General features: G+C 63.6%; 14 protein-coding genes and 2 pseudogenes. 12 read left to right on the top strand and 4 right to left on the bottom strand.

Annotated features, from left to right (window positions below):
* Positions 1 to 208: 208 nt before the first annotated feature.
* Genes dgcB through N430_RS23225 form a run of 3 tightly spaced genes read left to right on the top strand, consistent with a single transcriptional unit; the run spans position 209 to position 4,174 of the window.
* Entirely contained in the window at positions 209 to 2,161 is a 1,953-nt protein-coding gene (gene dgcB / locus N430_RS23235) for a dimethylglycine demethylation protein DgcB (RefSeq protein WP_110639182.1), read from the top strand.
* Positions 2,161 to 3,393, top strand: a complete 1,233-nt coding sequence (locus tag N430_RS23230; protein ID WP_110639183.1) for an electron transfer flavoprotein subunit alpha/FixB family protein — start codon at positions 2,161 to 2,163, stop codon at positions 3,391 to 3,393. The genes dgcB and N430_RS23230 overlap by 1 nt, the downstream gene beginning before the upstream one ends.
* 10 nt (positions 3,394 to 3,403) lie before the next feature.
* Complete coding sequence (locus tag N430_RS23225) at positions 3,404 to 4,174, top strand: electron transfer flavoprotein subunit beta (RefSeq protein ID WP_085676312.1); 771 nt, start codon at positions 3,404 to 3,406, stop codon at positions 4,172 to 4,174.
* A 936-nt stretch (positions 4,175 to 5,110) separates the two neighbouring features.
* Here the strand turns inward: N430_RS23225 and gbcA are convergent.
* Positions 5,111 to 6,403 carry a glycine-betaine demethylase subunit GbcA gene (gene gbcA, locus N430_RS23215; RefSeq protein WP_110639184.1) on the bottom strand — a complete coding sequence of 431 codons (1,293 nt, stop codon included), beginning with the start codon at positions 6,401 to 6,403 and terminating at the stop codon, positions 5,111 to 5,113.
* A gap of 295 nt (positions 6,404 to 6,698) precedes the next feature.
* On the opposite strand from gbcA, the gene gbcB reads away from it, so the two are divergent.
* Positions 6,699 to 7,799 (top strand): glycine-betaine demethylase subunit GbcB, encoded by a 1,101-nt coding sequence (gbcB, locus tag N430_RS23210; RefSeq protein ID WP_110639185.1) that lies wholly within the window; start codon positions 6,699 to 6,701, stop codon positions 7,797 to 7,799.
* Between the two features lie 44 nt (positions 7,800 to 7,843).
* Here the strand turns inward: gbcB and N430_RS30095 are convergent, their stop codons facing one another.
* Complete coding sequence (locus N430_RS30095; RefSeq protein ID WP_371922791.1) at positions 7,844 to 8,707, bottom strand: methyl-accepting chemotaxis protein; 864 nt, start codon at positions 8,705 to 8,707, stop codon at positions 7,844 to 7,846.
* Positions 8,699 to 9,454: pseudogene (locus N430_RS30090) on the bottom strand (MCP four helix bundle domain-containing protein); the annotation flags it as partial. The pseudogene N430_RS30090 and the gene N430_RS30095, both read right to left, overlap by 9 nt.
* Before the next feature lie 291 nt (positions 9,455 to 9,745).
* Here N430_RS30090 and N430_RS23200 point away from each other — a divergent pair.
* From N430_RS23200 to N430_RS30080, 4 genes and pseudogenes are all read left to right on the top strand, one after another.
* The gene (locus N430_RS23200) at positions 9,746 to 9,976 is read left to right on the top strand and encodes a hypothetical protein (RefSeq protein ID WP_110639187.1); all 231 of its coding nucleotides are present in this window, start codon (positions 9,746 to 9,748) and stop codon (positions 9,974 to 9,976) included.
* On the top strand, positions 9,973 to 10,275 hold the full coding sequence (locus tag N430_RS23195; RefSeq protein ID WP_027917545.1) for a cell division protein ZapA: 303 nt from the start codon (positions 9,973 to 9,975) through the stop codon (positions 10,273 to 10,275). Before N430_RS23200 ends, N430_RS23195 begins: the two co-directional genes overlap by 4 nt.
* A 186-nt stretch (positions 10,276 to 10,461) precedes the next feature.
* Positions 10,462 to 11,553 (top strand): annotated as a pseudogene (locus tag N430_RS30085) (cache domain-containing protein); the annotation flags it as partial.
* Between the two features lie 126 nt (positions 11,554 to 11,679).
* On the top strand, positions 11,680 to 12,417 hold the full coding sequence (locus N430_RS30080) for a methyl-accepting chemotaxis protein (RefSeq protein WP_371922790.1): 738 nt from the start codon (positions 11,680 to 11,682) through the stop codon (positions 12,415 to 12,417).
* A 138-nt stretch (positions 12,418 to 12,555) separates the two neighbouring features.
* Here the strand turns inward: N430_RS30080 and N430_RS23185 are convergent, their stop codons facing one another.
* Entirely contained in the window at positions 12,556 to 13,596 is a 1,041-nt protein-coding gene (locus tag N430_RS23185) for a low specificity L-threonine aldolase (RefSeq protein ID WP_110639189.1), read from the bottom strand.
* 315 nt (positions 13,597 to 13,911) lie between these two features.
* On the opposite strand from N430_RS23185, the gene N430_RS23175 reads away from it, so the two are divergent.
* From N430_RS23175 to N430_RS23160, 4 genes are read left to right on the top strand one after another with little or no spacing between them, the layout of a single operon-like run.
* Positions 13,912 to 15,165: a serine hydroxymethyltransferase gene (locus tag N430_RS23175; protein WP_110639190.1), complete on the top strand. Its 1,254-nt coding sequence runs from the start codon at positions 13,912 to 13,914 to the stop codon at positions 15,163 to 15,165.
* 15 nt (positions 15,166 to 15,180) lie between these two features.
* Positions 15,181 to 16,431 carry a sarcosine oxidase subunit beta family protein gene (locus N430_RS23170; protein WP_003255680.1) on the top strand — a complete coding sequence of 417 codons (1,251 nt, stop codon included), beginning with the start codon at positions 15,181 to 15,183 and terminating at the stop codon, positions 16,429 to 16,431.
* A 14-nt stretch (positions 16,432 to 16,445) separates the two neighbouring features.
* Positions 16,446 to 16,781, top strand: coding sequence for a sarcosine oxidase subunit delta (locus N430_RS23165; protein WP_110639191.1), 336 nt, complete (start codon positions 16,446 to 16,448; stop codon positions 16,779 to 16,781).
* The gene (locus N430_RS23160; RefSeq protein WP_110639192.1) at positions 16,778 to 19,795 is read left to right on the top strand and encodes a sarcosine oxidase subunit alpha; all 3,018 of its coding nucleotides are present in this window, start codon (positions 16,778 to 16,780) and stop codon (positions 19,793 to 19,795) included. The genes N430_RS23165 and N430_RS23160 overlap by 4 nt, the downstream gene beginning before the upstream one ends.
* Positions 19,796 to 19,832: the final 37 nt, after the last annotated feature.

Genomic DNA, 19,832 nt, shown 5'->3' with positions numbered 1-19,832 from the left:
ATGAACACCGCCCCCGAGGGCGGGATTGGCCCCCCTGTGGGAGCGGCCTTGTGTCGCGAAAGGGTCGCGAAGCGGCCCCAGGATCTGTGCAGCACCGCTGAGCCCCTGGGGCTGCTGCGCAGCCCTTTCGCGACACAAGGCCGCTCCCACAGGGGTCCGCGCCGCGCTTGAGAGTGGCGCAAGAATCCAGCTGTTGTGGGAGCCTCCCATGTTGAACACCCTTCTACCCATCCTGCTGTTCGCTGCCCTTGGCCTGGCAGTGCTCGGCGCCCTGCGCCGGGTGCGCATGTGGCGGCGTGGCCGGCCGTCCAAGGTTGACCTGGTCGGCGGCCTGCTGGCCATGCCGCGGCGCTACCTGGTCGACCTGCACCACGTGGTCGAGCGCGACAAGTACATGTCCAAGACCCACGTGGCCACCGCCGGCGGCTTCGTGCTGTCGGCACTGCTGGCGATCCTGGTGCATGGCTTCGGCCTGCAGAGCAAGATCCTCGGCTACGCGCTGCTGGTGGCCACGGTGATCATGTTCACTGGCGCCATCTTCGTCTTCAAACGCCGCCTGAACCCGCCTTCGCGCCTGTCCAAGGGCCCGTGGATGCGCCTGCCGAAGAGCCTGCTGGTGTTCGCCGCCAGCTTCTTCATTGCCACCTTGCCGGTCGCCGGCATTCTGCCGGCCAACACGGGCGGCTGGGTCATGGTCGGCATTCTCGGCCTGGGTGTGCTGTGGGGCGTGTCGGAGCTGTTCTTCGGCATGACCTGGGGCGGCCCGATGAAACACGCCTTCGCCGGTGCTTTGCACCTGGCCTGGCACCGCCGTGCCGAACGCTTCGGGGGCGGGCGCTCCACCGGCCTCAAGCCGCTGGACCTGGAAGACCCGAACGCGCCGCTGGGCGTGGAAAAGCCGGTGGACTTCACCTGGAACCAGCTGCTCGGCTTCGATGCCTGCGTGCAGTGCGGCAAATGTGAAGCCATGTGCCCGGCGTTCGCCGCCGGCCAGCCACTAAACCCGAAAAAGCTCATCCAGGACATGGTCATTGGCCTGGCGGGTGGTAGTGATGCCAACTTTGCCGGTAGCCCGTACCCCGGCAAGCCGGTCGGCGAGCACAGCGGCAACCCGCACCAGCCAATCGTCAACGGCCTGGTCGATGCCGAGACGCTGTGGTCGTGCACCACTTGCCGCGCCTGTGTCGAGGAATGCCCGATGATGATCGAGCATGTCGATGCCATCGTCGATATGCGCCGCCACCTCACCCTGGAAAAGGGCGCGACCCCGAACAAGGGCGCGGAGGTGCTGGACAACCTGATCGCCACCGACAACCCTGGCGGCTTCGCCCCAGGCGGGCGGATGAACTGGGCTGCCGACCTCAACCTGCAACTGCTGTCGGAGGTGAAGGCCACCGAAGTGCTGTTCTGGGTCGGTGACGGTGCCTTCGACATGCGCAACCAGCGCACCCTGCGTTCGTTCGTCAAGGTGCTCAAGGCGTCCGGCGTGGACTTCGCCGTGCTCGGCCTGGAAGAGCGCGACAGCGGCGACGTGGCACGCCGCCTGGGCGATGAAGCGACCTTCCAGCAACTGGCCAAGCGCAACATCCAGACCTTGGCCAAGTACCAGTTCAAGCGCATCGTCACCTGCGACCCGCACAGCTTCCATGTGCTGAAGAACGAGTACGGCGCACTGGGCGGTGATTATCAGGTGCTGCACCACAGTACCTACATCGCCGAACTGATCGCGGCCAAGAAGTTGAACCTCGGCCAGCACAAGGGCGGCAGCGTCACCTACCACGACCCGTGCTACCTGGGCCGTTACAACGGCGAGTACGAAGCCCCGCGTGAAGTGCTCAAGGCGCTGGGTATCGAAGTGCGCGAAATGGAACGCTCGGGCTTCCGTTCCCGTTGCTGCGGTGGTGGTGGCGGTGCGCCGATCACCGACATCCCTGGCAAGCAGCGGATTCCGGACATGCGCATGGACGACATCCGCGAGACCAAGGCCGAGCTGGTGGCCGTGGGTTGCCCACAGTGCACCGCGATGCTCGAAGGCGTGGTCGAACCGCGCCCGCAGATCAAGGACCTCGCCGAGCTGGTGGCTGATGTGCTGATCGAAGAGGAAACTCCCGCGGCCCCAAAGTCGCCAACGGTTAAACGCGAACCTGCGGAGGTGCACTGATGAGCGACATTATCCGCCGCGACCCACGCGCCGAGTGGATCGCCCGTAACCGTCTGCATCCGCTGCATGCGGCGATGCAGACGCAACAGACCCGCTGGATGGGGCCCAACGGCCTGATCCGCAAGAACCCCCACGCTATCGCCGCAGGTTTCATCGGCCCGGCCGGCCTCAAGCGCATCGACCGCAGTGGTGCCCAGCAGGGCACCGGTGTCGGCGGGCGGCGTACGGCGGCAGCCGAAGTGCAACTGCCGCTGCACCAGGTGCCCGCGCCGGCGTTCTACATCGCCGTGGTGCCGGACATGGTCGGCGGCCGCCTGAGCAGCCACGACCGCGACCTGCTGGGCCTGGCCCATGGCTTGGCTGGCAGCGACGGCGCAGTGCTGGCGGTGGTGTTTGGCGAACACAAGGAAAGCAACTTTTCCACAGCCGGTGTCGATCGCCTGCTGGTACTCGAAGGCGAGGAATTCGAAGGTTATGCACCGGAGCAACTGGTGCAGGGCCTGCGCGCTGTGGATAACCAGTTTGCCCCGCGCCACTGGTTGCTGCCCGACAGCCGCAGCGGTGGCGGCGAGCTGGGGCGGCGCCTCGGTGCGTCCCTCGGCGAGCGCCCGGCGACGCGAGTCTGGCAGATCAAGGACGGCCAGTGCATCGGCCGTGCCGGTGCCGGCCAGCAAGACCTGCAACGCGCCGTACCACGGCTGATCCTGGGCGCGGCGGAGTGTGCCGAGCCAGTCAGCGAAACCCGTCACGAAGCGCTGCCGGTGGAGTTGTCCACAAGCGTGGCGCGCAGCCTGTCGCGCATCGAGGACCTGGGCTCGGTGGCCGTCGACCCGGCGACCATCGCCATGGCCGAAGCCGAGTTCATCGTCTCGGGCGGCAACGGCGTCAAGGACTGGGACCTGTATCACAAGGCCACTGCCGCTCTCGGCGCCACCGAAGGCGCCTCGCGGGTGGCGGTGGACGACGGTTTCATGCCGCGCAACCGCCAGGTCGGTGCCACCGGCACCTGGGTCACTGCACGCGTGTACGTGGCTGTGGGTATCTCGGGCGCGATCCAGCACCTGCAGGGCATCGGCGCCTGCGACAAGGTGGTGGCGATCAACATGGACCCGGGCTGCGACATGATCAAACGGGCCGACCTGTCGGTGATTGGCGACAGTTCGGCGATTCTCCAGGCTCTGATCGAGGCTGTGGACAACTTCCGCAGCGGCGGCCAGCGCGACGCGGCATAAGGGCACGAGCATGAGTACGAAAGTGATCAGCCTGGTTTCCATCGGTGCCCACCCAAGCTCTGGCCGCGCTCGCCGCGCCGAGCAGGATGCGCGCGCGGTGGAACTGGGCTTGCAGCTGGCTGGGGATAACTTGCAAGTGGTACATGCCGGCGACCCACGGGAAGAGGCGCTGCGCGCCTACTTGGGCATGGGCCTGGACCACCTGGACGTGCTGGAACAACCGGCTGGCGCCGATGTGCTGGGCGTGCTGGGCGATTACCTGCGCGATGCTGGCGCTCAGCTGGTGCTGACCGGCAGCCAGGCTGAAACTGGTGAAGGGTCGGGCATGCTGCCGTTCCTGCTGGCCGAGAAGCTCGGCTGGCCGCTGGTGGTGGGGTTGGCCGAAGTCGAGTCGATCGACAATGGCACTGCTCAAGTACTGCAGGCCCTGCCGCGCGGCCAGCGGCGTCGGCTGAAAGTGCGCCTGCCGTTATTGGCAACTGTGGATAACGCTGCACCCAAGCCACGTCAGAGCGCCTTCGGGCCGGCGCGCCGGGGTGTGTTGGCGGCGCGCAATGTGGCGATCGTCGAGGATGAACTGCTGGCTGACGCCGAGCTGCAGCCGGCGCGGCCACGGCCCAAGCGGCTCAAGGTGATCAAAGCCAAGAGCGGCGCGGACCGGATGAAGGCAGCTACTGCGAAGGCCAGTGGTGGCGGCGGCAAGGTGCTGAAAGATGTTTCTCCACAGGAAGGCGCCGAAGCCATCCTCAAGCTGCTGGTAGAGGAGGGCGTTCTGCGCTGAGCCTGGCTGCACTTTTTGCTAGGAGCGGCCTTGTGCCGCTCTTACAAAAAACCGTTATTGCCGGACCACATTGAACGCCCAGTTCGCCAAGCCTTCTGTCACTGGCTCGAACCACACCCGCTCCCCCACCGACAATCCCCCATCCTTTGCCGCACAGCGCAACACCAGGTAAGTCCAGGACTGCCCTTTGGTGCTGATTACCCCCATCCCATGGCTTTGATCGAACCATTACACAGTCCCGGGCAATCGCCTGTGCATAAGTTGCTCCTGAATGATGCCAAAGTAGTGGCGCTTACTGAACCACAGGAACGAATCTGGTGGAACTGGCAAAAATGTCAGGTGCGTCGCAGTTTTGCCCACGGAATCTGTTCGCCACTGTGTGGATAAAGTGTTTGCGCTTTGCTGGGGGCCTTGTCTGGCAATGGTTCCGGAAGTGTGATTAAAAAATGATCAGCGGCGGCGGTGTTGAAAACGGGCAGTTGCTGAATCGGCGCGACCAACTTTCCCACAATCACTGTTGGCGGATCTGTGGATAATCTGTTTGGCATCTGCCGAAGGTCACGGATTCCGGGGGCTGCAGCGTGTTGATCAAAAAACAACCAAAAGCATGCGGAATTGCGTGGAGCCAGTATTTTCAGGCACTTGCGCAGCTTACCCACAGAATTTCAGAGGTCAGAATGCAACTGCGCACAAAAACTGTTGGTGCTTCTGTGGACAAGATGTTCGGTGTGGGCTGTAAGCCTTTGAATCAGAGGCTTACAGTGACTTGATCAAATAATGATCAATCGCTGGCAGGGGCATTGTTGAGAGTGCTTGTACCGCTGTCCACAAGGGCTGTAGGTAAATTTGTGGATAACATGTGACGAAGTTCTGGATTGTCATGTAAAACGCCACGGCGGGTCACCCGGCCGTGGCGTTTTCAGTGCCGCTGCATCGTTACTGCGCTTGTACTTCCTTCAGGTACGGCGCTGGCTCCGCGCCCAGGTTGTTCAGTACCCGCTGGCTGTACCAGTCAATGAAGTTCACTACGCCAAACTCGTAGGTCTTCGAGTACGGGCCAGGCTGGTACGCAGTGGAGTTGATCCCGCGCTGGTTCTCTTCGGCCAGGCGGCGGTCCTGGTCGTTGGTGGCGTCCCACACCTTGCGCATGTGCTCTGGGTTGTAGTCCACGCCTTCGACGGCATCCTTGTGCACCAGCCACTTGGTGGTGACCATGGTCTCCTGGGCGCTGATCGGCCACACGGTGAAGACGATCATGTGGTCGCCCATGCAGTGGTTCCACGAGTGCGGCAGGTGCAGGATGCGCATCGAGCCCAGGTCCGGGTTCTTGATGCGGCCCATCAGCTTCTGGCAGGCCTGCTTGCCGTCCATGGTCATCGACACGGTGCCCTTGAGCAGCGGCATGCGCACGATGCGGTTACGCAGGCCATGGCTCTTGTGCAGGTACGGGATCTTCTCGGCTTCCCAGGCGGCGGCGGAGGCGGCTACGTGGTCCTTGAAGGCCTGGTCGGCGCGTGGGTCATTGGTGTCGTCCCACTCCAGCAGGGTCTGCAGCAGCTCTGGGTGCGAACCGGAGCAGTGGTAGCACTCGCGGTTGTTCTCCAGTACCAGTTTCCAGTTGGCCTTTTCCATCAAGGTGGTCTGCACCGCCACCTTGGTGTTCTCCATGTCGTACGGTTCCATGTAGTGGTCCAGGGTGGCCAGGAACTCGTCAATGGCTGGCGGGTTTTCCGCCAGGCTGATGAAGATGTAGCCGCCAGCAACCTTTACGTTAACCGGTTTGAGGCCGTGTTGCTTCATGTCGAAGTCGTCGCCCATTTCGGTGCCGGCGAACAACAGGCGACCGTCCAGTTCGTAAGTCCACTGGTGGTAGTGGCAGACCAGCTTGGCCACTTTGCCCTTGTCGCTCACGCACAGACGCGAGCCGCGGTGGCGACAGACGTTGTGGAAGGCGTGTACGGTGCCTTCAGCACCACGCACCACCAGAATCGGGTTATTGCCGATCTGCAGGGTGATGTAGTTGCCCTTGGCCGGGATCTCGCAGGTCATGCCGGCGATCAGCCATTCCTTCTGGAAGATCTCCTGCATGTCGATCTGGAACAGACGCTCGTCGGTGTAGAACGGCTGGGGCAGCGAGTAGGTGCGCTCGCGGGTCTGCAGCATCTCGGCGGTGGCCTTGCGTGCAGGTTCCAGTGGATCGCCCAGGCTCAGGGTTGCGGTGACGTCCATCGTGTATTCCTCGGGGCCGTGCGCGGCCGGCAAAAGGTGGCTAATCGTTGTTGTGGTGCCGCAAGGTCACTGTCTTGAAAACAGCTGGTTGTTTTGCCGTGGAGTGTGCGTCCGAAGACGCCACGAACCGTATCCATGGGCGACATGGCCGATTTGAATTACGACGCGCCAGCCCTTGTAGCGCGGGGCTGGTCGCGATAAGCACGCCGATGTCGCTGGCAGGAATGTACGTCGCTCACGGCTTGCGCATTATCGGAGCCATAAAAAGGGCCATAGTCGGCCGCTGGAGATGAACATGTCCGATACCTTCCTCAATCCGGTCACCACCCAGACCTGGGCCAATGGCCGCCACATCGTGCGCTGCGTCAAGGTCATCCAGGAGACCTGGGACGTGCGCACCTTCTGCTTCATGGCCGACCAGCCAATCATGTTCTTCTTCAAGCCCGGGCAGTTCGTCACCCTGGAGCTGGAAATCGAAGGCAAGCCGGTGATGCGTTCGTACACCATCTCCAGCTCGCCGTCGGTGCCCTACAGCTTCTCGATCACGGTCAAGCGCGTACCGGGTGGGCAGGTGTCCAACTTCCTCCACGACACCATGCACGAAGGCGCCGAGCTGCCGGTGCACGGCCCGGTGGGGCTGTTCAACGCCATCGATTTCCCGGCGGGCAAGGTGCTGTACCTCTCCGGTGGCGTGGGCATTACCCCGGTGATGTCGATGGCGCGCTGGTTCTACGACACCAACGCCAACGTCGACATGGTCTTTGTGCACAGTGCCCGCTCGCCGAAGGACATCATCTACCACCGCGAACTGGAGCAGATGGCTTCGCGGATTCCCAACTTCAGCCTGCACATCATTTGCGAGAAGCATGGGTTGGGTGAGCCATGGGCGGGGTATCGCGGTTACCTCAACCAGCGCCTGATGGAACTGATCGCACCGGACTACATGGAGCGCACAGTGTTCTGCTGCGGCCCGACGCCGTACATGAGCGCGGTCAAGCGCATGCTCGAAGCGGTCGGCTTCGACATGAAGAACTACCACGAGGAGTCGTTTGGCGCGACGCCGCCGGAGGCCAAGGCCGATGCGGTGGAGCATGCCGAGCAGGCGGCCGACGCACCGGAAGTGGATGCGTCGGACCTCAACCTGGTGGAGTTCATCGGCAGCGAGAAGAGCATCCGCGTTGCCCCGGGCGAGACCGTGCATGCGGCGGCGGCGAAGGTTGGCCTGATGATCCCGAAAGCCTGCGGCATGGGCATCTGCGGGACCTGCAAGGTGCTCAAGCTGGGCGGCGAAGTGGAGATGGAGCACAACGGCGGGATTACCGAGGAAGACGAAGCCGAGGGCTACATCCTGTCGTGCTGCAGTGTGCCGAAAGGGGATGTGCGGATCGATTACTGATCCGAGATTGCCGGGGCCGCGAAGCGGCCCCGGCTTCTTAGATGTCAGGTACGGAAGCGCGCCACCAACCCGTTCAGATCAACGGCCAGGCGCGACAATTCGGCACTCGCCGCGCTGGTCTGATGCGCCCCGGTAGCACTCTGCACCGACAGGTCATTGATGTTCACCAGGTTGCGGTCCACTTCCCGCGCCACCTGGGCCTGCTCCTCTGCCGCACTGGCAATCACCAGGTTCCGCTCGTTGATCTGCGCCACCGCCCCGGCAATGGTATCCAGCGCCATGCCCGCACCCTTGGCGATATTCAGCGTCGACTCGGCGCGCTCGGTGCTGGTGCGCATCGACTCCACCGCCTGTTCGGTACCGCCCTGGATGCTGCCGATCATGCGTTCGATTTCGCTGGTCGACTGCTGGGTACGATGGGCCAGCGCCCGCACTTCGTCCGCCACCACGGCAAAGCCACGACCGGCCTCACCGGCACGTGCCGCTTCGATCGCCGCGTTCAGTGCCAGCAGGTTGGTCTGGTCGGCCAGGCCACGAATCACGTCGAGCACCTTGCCAATGTCGCGCGATTGTTCGGCCAGGTGCGTGATCAGCTGGGCGGTGGCCTGCACGTCACCGCTCATGCGCTCGATGGCACCTACGGTTTCCATGACCAGGTCACGACCGTCGCCGGCCGAGCGGCTGGCTTCGCTTGAAGCCTCCGAAGTGCTGACCGCGTTGCGCGCAACTTCTTCCACGGCGCTGGTCATCTCGGTGACGGCGGTGGCGGCCTGTTCGATTTCGTTGTTCTGCTGCTGCAGGCCGCGGGCGCTTTCGTCGGTGACGCAGTTCAGCTCCTCGGCTGCCGATGCCAACTGGGTGGCGGAACCGGCGATCAGTTGCAGGGTGTCGCGCAGCTTGTCCTGCATGCGCGCCATGGCGCGCTGCAGGCGGGCTGCTTCGTCGGTACCCTCGGCGCGGATGACCTTGGTCAGGTCGCCGTCGGCCACCTGCTCGGCCGCCTGCAGCGCTTCTTCGATCGGCTTGACGATGCTGCGGGTCAGCAGGAAGGCGCAGAGGAAGGTCAGTACGGTAGCGGCGATCAACAGGCCGATCACCAGGGCGAAGGCGGCGGAGTACTGGCTGGCGGCGGTTTCATTGGTGGCGCGGGTCTGGTCGGTGTTGATCTGCACCAGGCTGTCCATGACCTTGTTGATCTGTTCGGAGTTGGCCAGCAGGTCGCGATTGAGCAGGTCGCGCAGTTCGTCCAGGCGGTTGGCCTGGCTCAGGCTGCGCATGCGCGACTCGAGCTGGCGGTACTGGCTGAGCAGCTGGGTGTACTGGTCGAACGCAGCCCGCTCGTCGGCAGCGCCGATCATCGGCAGGTAGGCCTGGTGGGCGCGGTCGATCTGGGCGTTGCGCTGGTCCAGCAGGTTGAGGGTATCGCGCTGGGTATCCGGGTCGCGATTGAGCAGCAGGCGATAGGACAGGGTGCGCATGCGCAGGTTGAGCGCGGTCAGCTCGTCCAGGGTCTTGATGCTGGGCACGCTGACATTTTCGATGTCGACGCCGGCCTGTCGGATATTGCCCATCTGAATGAGCGAGAAGATACCGAGGCCGAGCATGAGCACGCCGATCAGGGCGAACCCGAGCAACGCGCGCGGGGCGATGTTCATGTTGCGTAGAGACATGGGGAATAGTCCAGGCAAGGAATATGGAGGCGCGGTCCGTGCGACGAAATATGACCTGCCTGTCTATCGGTCGTGACTGACCAGTCTTGAGGCTGACCGAGGAAAAATGTGAGCCAGCTAACTATTTACCTGACCGGCGGTTGACCCAAGTCGGAACAAGGGGCCCGATACCCTGTCAATCTGCGGGGTAGAAACCTTAAGAATCCGATATTTAATGGCGGGGGCTCACGCTTTTCTTTATCGTGTGCGCCCTTTGCAACAACCCGAGATAGACCCATGCTGGAAGCCTCCCTGAATCAACTCGAGCAACTGGTCAGCGACCTGATGCAGAAAAACGCTCAACTCACTGAGCAGAACACCACCCTCGACCAGGCACTGGCCCAGGCCAAGGAAGAAAACGAAACCCTGCAGCTGTCGCTGATGGAGCAGGAAGAGAAGCACGGCGCCACCGCCGCGCGCATCCAGGCGCTGGTTGACCGCGCCAGTGCTGGCGTCGTCGGCGCATGAGACTGCAAGCGCAGCCGATCAATGTCGTGTCGATCCTCGGCAGCGACTATTCGATCAAGGCGCCGGAAGGCCAGGAAGAGACCTTGGCCCAGGCAGTGCGGATGCTCAACACCGCGCTGAACGAAACCAAGCGCCAGTACCCGACCTTGATCGGCGACAAGTTGCTGGTGCTGGCCGCGCTGAATCTGTGTTCCAAGCAAGTCGAACTGCAAAAGGAACACCAGCAGACCCTCGAGCGTACCCAGGCGCAGATCGACGCCACGGTGGACGCTATCGTCAAGACTATCGCTGAGTCCTGATTGAATGCTGGGGGCGCTTTGCGCCCCTTTCGCGACACAAGGCCGCTCCCACAAGAGAATGCATTTCCCTGTGGGAGCGGCCTTGTGTCGCGAAAGGGCTGCAAAGCAGCCCCAGCGTCCCATGCATTGTTCTAGATCACTGGATTAACTGAATACGCAAGTGTATACACTTCTCGCAAAACAATAATGAGCGGGGAGCGGGGCATGCGTATCTGGCGTAAGAGCATCCAGTGGCAATTGATTGCAAGCATGGGCGCTGCCCTACTGGCGAGCATCCTGGTGGTGGTGATCATCTTCACGGTGGCACTCAACCGCCTTACCGAACGTTACCTGGTCGATACCGCATTGCCGGCCAGCATCGAAGCCATCCGCAACGACATTGAGCGCATGCTCGGCCAGCCGTTGGTGGCTGCAGCCGACATTGCCGGCAATACGCTGCTGCGCGATTGGCTTGCCGCTGGCGAAGATCCCGCCCAAGCCCCGCAATTCCTCGAATACCTGCAGGCCGCCAAGCAACGCAACCATGCGTTCACCACGCTGTTCGCCTCGACCGAAACGGGCAACTACTACAACGAGATTGGCCTGGACCGCGTGCTCAGTCGCGGCAATCCCAATGACAAGTGGTTCTACGGCTACATCGACAGCGGCGCCGAACGCCTGGTGAATATCGACATCGATCATGCGACGGGTGAACTGGCGCTGTTCATCGATTACCGGGTGGAGAAGGCCGGCAAGCTGGTCGGCGTGGCCGGTATGGGCCTGCGCATGACCGAACTGTCGAAACTGATCCATGACTTCAGCTTCGGCGAGCACGGCAAGGTCTTCCTGGTGCGTAATGATGGCCTGATCCAGGTGCACCCGGACGCGGCCTTCAGCGGCAAGCGTCAGCTCGCGGAGCAGATGGGTGAGGACGCAGCCAGGGCGGTAATGGCCAAGGGCGGCCAACTGCACAGCGGCCAGTTCAGCCGAGACGGCGAAGACTATCTGGCGCTGGGGTTGCCCTTGCGCGACTTGAACTGGACCTTGGTGGCGGAGGTGCCGAAGGCGGAAATCTACGCGCAGATGCGCCAGGCGGTGTGGCTGACCAGCCTGATCGGCGGTGCGGTTGCGTTGATCTCGTTGCTGCTGGTGGTATTGCTGGCGCGAGGCCTGGTGCGGCCGATTCGCCGCGTCACCGCCGCGCTGGTAGAGATCGGCGGTGGGGGCGGTGACCTCAGCCATCGCCTGGACGATGCCCGCCAGGATGAACTGGGCGACCTGGCCCGTGGTTTCAACCGCTTCCTCGACAGCCAGCGCGGCCTGATTGGCGAGGTGTTGCGCACCAGCCAGCGGCTGCACCTGGCTGTGGAGCAGGTCACCCAGGTGGTAGACAACACCGCCGAGCGCTCCGGTCGCCAGCAGGAAATGACCGAGATGGTCGCCACCGCCGTGCACGAGATGGGCCTCACCGTGCAGGACATCGCCCGCAATGCCGGCGACGCGGCGCAGGCGTCGCAATCGGCGCGGGAGGAGGCGTTGCAGGCACGTGAAGTCGTGCAGCGTTCGATCCGCGGTATCGAGGGCATGTCGGGTGATATCGGCAAGGCGGCCGATGCCGTCAGCCAGTTGGCGGATGAGGTTGCTTCGATCGATGAAGTATTGGCGGTGATCCGTAGCATTTCCGAACAGACCAATCTGCTGGCATTGAACGCCGCCATCGAGGCCGCACGGGCAGGGGAGATGGGCCGCGGGTTTGCCGTGGTGGCTGACGAAGTGCGCACGTTGGCCCGGCGCACGCAGCTGTCCACGGACGAGGTGCAGCAGATGATCCAGCGCCTGAAGCAAGGGGCAGGTTCGGCGGTCAGTTCGATGCAGGCGGGGCAACAGGCGACGGGCAGCGGGGTTGAATCGAGCCTGCGTACGGGCACATCGCTGGGCGCGATTACCGATCAGGTGGAGCACATCAGCGACATGAACCACCAGGTGGCCACGGCGACCGAGGAGCAGTCGGCGGTGACGGAGGAGATCAACCGGACGGTGCAGGGGATTTCCGACCTGGCGCGGGAGACGGCGGCCGAGGTGCAGGGGTGTCGCGAGGAATGTCAGGCGTTGCGTGGCTTGGCCGATGACCTGGCGCGGCAGATGGGGGGGTTCAAGCTCTAGATTGCCGGGGCCGCTTCGCGGCCCTTTCGCGACACAAGGCCGCTCCCACAAGAATGTGCGTTACCTGCATGAAAATGCGGCCTCCTGTGGGAGCGGCCTTGTGTCGCGAAAGGAGGGCGAAGCCCTCCCGGCAATCTGTCACGCGGTGATGATGCTGCGGATATCCGCCGCCAGTTCACGCACCCGCTCTTCCTCGGTATCCCAGGAACACATGAACCGCGCGCCACCGCTACCAATGAAGGTATAGAACCGCCAGCCCCTGCCACGCAGCGCTTCAATAGCGTGCTCCGGCATCTGCAGGAACACCCCGTTGGCCTCCACCGGGAACATCAGCTCGACCCCCGGCAGACCCTTCACCAGCGACGCCAGCAACTGCGCACAATGGTTGGCGTGATTGCCATGGCGCAACCAGGCGCCATTTTCCAGCAGCCCGACCCACGGCGCCGACAGGAAGCGCATCTTCGACGCCAGTTGCCCGGCCTGCTTGCAGCGGTAGTCGAAGTCTTCGGCCAGCTGGCGGTTGAAGAACAGGATCGCCTCGCCCACCGCCATGCCATTCTTGGTACCGCCAAAGCACAGCACATCGATACCGGCCTTCCAGGTCAGCTCGGCCGGGCTGCAGCCGAGGAACGCGCAGGCATTGGTGAAGCGCGCGCCGTCCATGTGCAGGTTCAGGCCCAGCTCCTTGCAGGTGGCGCTGATCGCCTTGAGCTCGTCAGGGCGATAGACAGTGCCAACCTCGGTGGCCTGGGTAATGGTCACCACCCTTGGCTTGGGGTAGTGGATGTCCTGACGCTTGAGCGCCACTTCGCGGATCGATTCGGGCGTCAGCTTGCCGTTGACGCTGGGTGCGGTGAGCAGCTTGGAACCGTTGGAGAAGAACTCCGGCGCGCCGCACTCGTCGGTTTCGACGTGGGCAGTCTCGGAGCAGATCACGCTGTGGTAGCTCTGGCACAGCGAGGCCAGGGCCAGGGAGTTGGCGGCGGTGCCGTTGAAGGCGAAGAACACTTCGCAGTCGGTTTCGAACAGGTTGCGGAAGTATTCCGACGCACGCTCGGTCCATTGGTCGTCGCCGTAGGCACGGTCGTGGCCCTGATTGGCCTTTTCCATCGCGGCCCAGGCTTCGGGGCAGATGCCGGAATAGTTGTCGCTGGCGAATTGTTGGCTCTTGTCTGTCATGGCAGTTCTGTCCTGTGAACGACGCAGAACAGCACTCTAAACCATCGATTCAGCGGTTGCCTATACAAGCTGTGCATGGGCTCGATTCTGGGTTGTCTGTGCTGGCCTCTTCGCGGGCGCGCCCGCTCCCACAGGGTGAGCGCGGTCCCTGTGGGAGCGGGCGCGCCCGTGAAGAAGCCAACACCACAGCGAATGTCGTAAACGCGCCATTGCAAGGCGTGCGCAGGCATCTGACCCGCCCCGGCCAGTCATAACATCGCCACAAAGGGCCACAGTGCCCCACGACAAAAAATGATCGCTGCCGGGAGATACACGATGTTCAGCAAGCAAGACCAGATCCAGGGTTACGACGATGCACTGCTGGCGGCGATGAATGCCGAAGAACAGCGTCAGGAAGATCACATCGAGCTGATCGCGTCGGAGAACTACACCAGCAAGCGCGTGATGCAGGCCCAGGGCAGCGGCCTGACCAACAAGTACGCCGAAGGCTACCCGGGCAAGCGTTACTACGGTGGCTGCGAGCACGTCGACAAGGTCGAGGCGCTGGCCATCGAGCGTGCCAAGCAACTGTTCGGTGCCGACTACGCCAACGTCCAGCCGCACTCCGGCTCGTCGGCCAACGGCGCCGTCTACCTGGCCCTGCTGCAGGCCGGTGACACCATCCTGGGCATGAGCCTGGCCCACGGCGGCCACCTGACCCACGGCGCCAAGGTGTCGTCTTCGGGCAAGCTGTACAACGCCGTTCAATATGGCATCAATACCGACACCGGCCTGATCGACTACGACGAAGTCGAGCGCCTGGCCGTCGAGCACAAGCCGAAGATGATCGTTGCCGGCTTCTCGGCCTACTCCAAGACCCTCGACTTCCCACGCTTCCGCGCCATCGCCGACAAGGTCGGTGCGCTGCTGTTCGTCGACATGGCCCACGTTGCCGGCCTGGTTGCCGCTGGCCTGTACCCGAACCCGATCCCGTTCGCTGACGTGGTCACCACCACCACCCACAAGACCCTGCGCGGTCCACGTGGCGGCCTGATCCTGGCCAAGTCCAACGAAGAGATCGAGAAGAAGCTCAACGCCGCGGTATTCCCAGGCGCCCAGGGCGGCCCGCTGATGCATGTGATCGCCGCCAAGGCGGTGTGCTTCAAGGAAGCGCTGGAACCTGAGTTCAAGAGCTACCAGAAACAAGTCATCGAAAACGCCCAGGCCATGGCCCAGGTGTTCATCGACCGCGGCTACGACGTGGTCTCCGGTGGTACCGACAACCACCTGTTCCTGGTCAGCCTGATCCGTCAGGGCCTGACCGGTAAAGATGCCGACGCCGCCCTGGGCCGCGCGCACATCACCGTCAACAAGAACGCTGTGCCGAACGACCCACAGTCGCCGTTCGTCACCTCGGGCCTGCGCATCGGCACCCCGGCCGTCACCACCCGCGGCTTCAAGGTCGCGCAATGTGTGGCCCTGGCCGGCTGGATCTGCGACATCCTCGACAACCTCGGTGACGCCGACGTCGAAGCCGATGTGGCGAAGAACGTCGCGGCCCTGTGCGCTGACTTCCCTGTTTACCGCTGAGTGGAGTAAACGACCATGCAACGCTACTCGGGCTTCGGCCTTTTCAAGCACTCCCTCAGCCACCACGAGAACTGGCAGCGCATGTGGCGCACGCCGACCCCTAAAAAGGTCTACGACGTGGTTATCGTCGGCGGTGGCGGCCATGGCCTGGCCACGGCCTACTACCTGGCCAAGGAACACGGCATCACCAACGTCGCAGTGATCGAGAAGGGTTACCTGGGCGGCGGCAACACCGCCCGTAACACCACCATCGTGCGCTCCAACTACCTTTGGGACGAATCGGCGCACCTGTACGAGCACGCCATGAAGCTGTGGGAGGGCCTGTCCCAGGACCTCAACTACAACGTGATGTTCTCCCAGCGCGGCGTCTACAACCTGTGCCACACCCTGCAGGACATGCGTGATTCCGAGCGTCGCGTCTCCGCCAACCGCCTCAACGGCGTCGATGGCGAGCTGCTGAACACCGCCCAGGTCGCGGCTGAAATCCCGTACCTGGACTGCTCGAAGAACACCCGTTACCCGATCCTCGGCGCCACCGTTCAGCGCCGTGGCGGTGTAGCCCGCCACGACGCCGTGGCCTGGGGCTTCGCCCGTGCCGCCGACGCCCTGGGCGTGGACCTGATCCAGCAGACCGAAGTGATCGGCTTCCGCAAGGAAAACGGCGCGGTCATCGGCGTGGAAACCAACAAAGGCTTCATCGGCGCCAAGCGCGTCGGCGTGGTCACCGCCGGTAACTCCGGTCACATGGCCAAGCTGGCCGGCTTCCGCCTGCCGCTGGAATCGCACCCCTTGCAGGCATTGGTGTCGGAGCCGATCAAGCCGATCATCGACAGCGTGATCATGTCCAACGCCGTACACGGCTACATCAGCCAGTCCGACAAGGGCGACCTGGTGATCGGTGCCGGTATCGACGGCTGGGTCGGCTACGGTCAGCGCGGTTCGTACCCGGTGATCGAGCACACCCTGCAGGCCATCGTCGAAATGTTCCCCAACCTCTCGCGCGTTCGCATGAACCGCCAGTGGGGCGGCATCGTCGATACCTCGCCGGACGCTTGCCCGATCATCACCAAGACCCCGGTCAAGAACATGTTCTTCAACTGCGGTTGGGGGACTGGCGGCTTCAAGGCGACCCCGGGTTCGGGCAACGTCTTCGCCGCGAGCCTGGCCAAGGGCGAAATGCACCCACTGGCCGCGCCGTTCTCCATGGACCGCTTCTACAACGGCGCACTGATCGACGAACACGGCGCTGCCGCCGTCGCCCACTAACCGGAGCCACCGTCATGTTGCATATTTTCTGTCCCCATTGTGGCGAGCTGCGCTCCGAAGAAGAGTTCCACGCCTCTGGCCAGGCGCACATCGCCCGCCCGCTGGACCCCAACGCCTGCACCGACGAGGAGTGGGGCACCTACATGTTCTACCGTGACAACCCACGCGGTATTCACCACGAACTGTGGGACCACGTTGCCGGCTGCCGCCAGTACTTCAACGTCACCCGTAACACCGTGACCTACGAGATTCTGGAAACCTACAAGATTGGCCAGAAGCCGCAAGTGACCGCTGAAGGCAAAGCTGCGACCGCACCGTCCGCCGTCAAAGGCCAAGGGGAAAAAGTATGAGCCAGACCTATCGCCTCGCCAGCGGCGGCCGTATCGACCGCAGCAAGGTCCTGAACTTCACCTTCAACGGCAAGACCTACCAGGGTTATGCCGGTGACAGCCTGGCCGCCGCGTTGCTGGCCAACGGCGTCGACATCGTTGGCCGCAGCTTCAAGTACTCGCGCCCACGCGGCATCATCGCCGCCGGTACCGAAGAGCCGAACGCCATCCTGCAGATCGGCTCCAGCGAAGCCACCCAGATCCCCAACGTGCGTGCCACCCAACAGGCGCTGTACGCAGGCCTGGTCGCCACCAGCACCAACGGCTGGCCGAACGTCAACAATGACGTCATGGGCATCCTCGGCAAGGTCGGCGGCAGCATGATGCCGCCGGGCTTCTACTACAAAACCTTCATGTATCCGAAATCGTTCTGGATGACGTACGAGAAGTACATCCGCAAGGCAGCCGGCCTGGGCCGCGCGCCGCTGCAGAACGACCCGGACAGCTACGACTACATGAACCAGCACTGCGACGTGCTGATCGTCGGCGCCGGCCCTGCTGGCCTGGCCGCCGCGCTGGCCGCTGCCCGCAGCGGTGCCCGCGTGATCCTGGCTGACGAGCAGGAAGAGTTCGGCGGCAGCCTGCTCGACACCCGCGAAACCCTCGACGGCAAGCCGGCCGCCGACTGGGTCAACGCCGTGGTCAAAGAGCTGGAAAGCCTGCCGGAAGTGACCCTGCTGCCACGCGCCACGGTCAACGGCTACCACGACCATAACTTCCTGACCATTCACGAGCGCCTCACCGACCACCTCGGCGACCGCGCCCCGATCGGCCAGGTGCGCCACCGCGTGCACCGCGTCCGCGCCAAGCGCGTGGTGCTGGCTGCCGGCGCCCACGAGCGCCCGCTGGTGTACGGCAACAACGACCTGCCGGGCAACATGCTGGCTGGCGCAGTGTCGACCTATGTCCGCCGTTACGGCGTGGCCCCAGGCCGCAAGCTGGTGCTGTCGACCAACAACGACCACGCCTACCGCGCTGCGCTGGACTGGCACGACGCTGGCCTGCAGGTGGTCGCCATTGCCGACGCCCGCCACAACCCACGCGGTTCGCTGGTTGAAGAAGCGCGTGCCAAGGGCATCCGCATCCTCACCTCCAGCGCCGTTATCGAGGCCAAGGGCAGCAAGCACGTCAGCGGCGCCCGTGTGGCTGCCATCGATGTGCAGGCGCACAAGGTCACCAGCCCGGGTGAAACCCTCGAATGCGACCTGATCGCCACCTCCGGCGGCTACAGCCCGATCGTGCACCTGGCGTCGCACCTGGGCGGTCGCCCGGTCTGGCGTGAAGACATCCTCGGCTTCGTGCCAGGCGATGCCCCGCAGAAACGCGAATGCGTGGGCGGCATCAACGGCGTCTACGCCCTCGGCGATGTGATTGCCGACGGCTTCGAAGGCGGCGCCCGCGCAGCCACTGAAGCCGGCTTCAAGGCCACCGTTGGCAGCCTGCCGAAAACCGTGGCGCGCAAGGAAGAGGCCACCGTGGCGCTGTTCCAGGTGCCGCACGACAAAGGCACTGCCCGCGCACCCAAGCAGTTCGTCGACCAACAGAACGACGTCACCGCGGCCGCCATCGAACTGGCCACCCGCGAAGGCTTCGAGTCGGTCGAGCACGTCAAACGCTACACCGCACTGGGCTTCGGTACCGACCAGGGCAAGCTGGGCAACATCAACGGCCTGGCCATCGCCGCCCGTTCGATCGGCATCACCATCCCGGAAATGGGCACCACCATGTTCCGCCCGAACTACACGCCGGTGACCTTCGGCGCTGTAGCCGGTCGTCACTGTGGCCACCTGTTCGAACCCGTACGCTTCACCGCCCTGCATGCCTGGCACGTGAAGAACGGCGCCGAGTTCGAAGACGTCGGCCAGTGGAAGCGCCCGTGGTACTTCCCGAAAGCCGGTGAAGACATCCATGCCGCCGTGGCCCGTGAATGCAAGGCCGTGCGCGACAGCGTGGGCCTGCTGGACGCCTCGACCCTGGGCAAGATCGACATCCAGGGCCCGGATGCGCGCGAGTTCCTCAACCGCATCTACACCAACGCCTGGACCAAGCTCGACGTGGGCAAGGCCCGCTACGGCCTGATGTGCAAGGAAGACGGCATGGTCTTCGACGACGGCGTGACCGCCTGCGTCGGCGACAACCACTTCATCATGACCACCACCACCGGCGGCGCCGCCCGCGTGCTGCAGTGGATGGAGCTGTACCACCAGACCGAATGGCCAGAGCTGAAGGTGTACTTCACCTCGGTTACCGACCACTGGGCCACCATGACCCTGTCCGGCCCGAACAGCCGCAAGCTGCTCAGCGAGCTGACCGACATCGACATGGACAAGGAAGCCTTCCCGTTCATGACCTGGAAGGAAGGCAACGTTGGCGGCGTACCGGCCCGCGTGTTCCGCATCTCGTTCACCGGTGAGCTGTCGTACGAAGTCAACGTGCAGGCCAACTACGCCATGGGCGTGCTGGAACAGATCATCGAGGCCGGCAAGAAGTACAACCTGACCCCGTACGGCACCGAGACCATGCACGTACTGCGTGCCGAGAAGGGCTTCATCATCGTTGGCCAGGACACCGATGGCTCGATGAATCCGGACGACCTCAACATGAGCTGGTGCGTGGGCCGCAACAAGCCGTTCTCGTGGATCGGCCTGCGTGGCATGAACCGCGAGGACTGCCTGCGCGACAACCGCAAGCAGCTGGTAGGCCTGAAGCCGATCGACCCGACCAAGTGGCTGCCGGAAGGCGCCCAGCTGGTGTTCGATCCGAAGCAGCCGATCCCGATGGACATGGTCGGCCACGTGACCTCCAGCTACGCCTCCAACTCCCTGGGCTATTCGTTCGCCATGGGTGTGGTCAAGGGCGGCCTCAAGCGCATGGGTGAGCGTGTGTACTCGCCGCAGGCGGATGGCAGCGTGATCGAGGCGGAGATCGTGTCTTCGGTGTTCTTCGATCCGAAGGGTGAGCGGCAGAACGTCTAAGGCCCCGGATGGCGGCGCAGCCTGCTTGCAGTGCTGC

This window comes from Pseudomonas sp. CC120222-01a (assembly GCF_003097235.1).
Lineage (GTDB): Bacteria > Pseudomonadota > Gammaproteobacteria > Pseudomonadales > Pseudomonadaceae > Aquipseudomonas.
Note: the sequence above shows the minus strand (reverse complement) of the source record. Positions and strands in the feature narration are given on the sequence as shown.

Excerpts from the sequence above, each read along its gene's own strand:
- N430_RS23175 (WP_110639190.1), top strand. The coding sequence starts at position 13,912 with ATGTTCAGCAAGCAAGACCAGATCCAGGGTTACGACGATGCACTGCTG.
- N430_RS23225 (WP_085676312.1), top strand. The coding sequence starts at position 3,404 with ATGAGTACGAAAGTGATCAGCCTGGTTTCCATCGGTGCCCACCCAAGC.
- gbcB (WP_110639185.1), top strand. The coding sequence starts at position 6,699 with ATGTCCGATACCTTCCTCAATCCGGTCACCACCCAGACCTGGGCCAAT.
- gbcA (WP_110639184.1), bottom strand. The coding sequence starts at position 6,403 with ATGGACGTCACCGCAACCCTGAGCCTGGGCGATCCACTGGAACCTGCA.
- N430_RS23165 (WP_110639191.1), top strand. The coding sequence starts at position 16,446 with ATGTTGCATATTTTCTGTCCCCATTGTGGCGAGCTGCGCTCCGAAGAA.
- N430_RS23200 (WP_110639187.1), top strand. The coding sequence starts at position 9,746 with ATGCTGGAAGCCTCCCTGAATCAACTCGAGCAACTGGTCAGCGACCTG.
- N430_RS23195 (WP_027917545.1), top strand. The coding sequence starts at position 9,973 with ATGAGACTGCAAGCGCAGCCGATCAATGTCGTGTCGATCCTCGGCAGC.
- N430_RS30095 (WP_371922791.1), bottom strand. The coding sequence starts at position 8,707 with ATGCAGGACAAGCTGCGCGACACCCTGCAACTGATCGCCGGTTCCGCC.
- N430_RS23160 (WP_110639192.1), top strand. The coding sequence starts at position 16,778 with ATGAGCCAGACCTATCGCCTCGCCAGCGGCGGCCGTATCGACCGCAGC.
- dgcB (WP_110639182.1), top strand. The coding sequence starts at position 209 with ATGTTGAACACCCTTCTACCCATCCTGCTGTTCGCTGCCCTTGGCCTG.
- N430_RS23230 (WP_110639183.1), top strand. The coding sequence starts at position 2,161 with ATGAGCGACATTATCCGCCGCGACCCACGCGCCGAGTGGATCGCCCGT.
- N430_RS23170 (WP_003255680.1), top strand. The coding sequence starts at position 15,181 with ATGCAACGCTACTCGGGCTTCGGCCTTTTCAAGCACTCCCTCAGCCAC.
- N430_RS30080 (WP_371922790.1), top strand. The coding sequence starts at position 11,680 with ATGACCGAGATGGTCGCCACCGCCGTGCACGAGATGGGCCTCACCGTG.
- N430_RS23185 (WP_110639189.1), bottom strand. The coding sequence starts at position 13,596 with ATGACAGACAAGAGCCAACAATTCGCCAGCGACAACTATTCCGGCATC.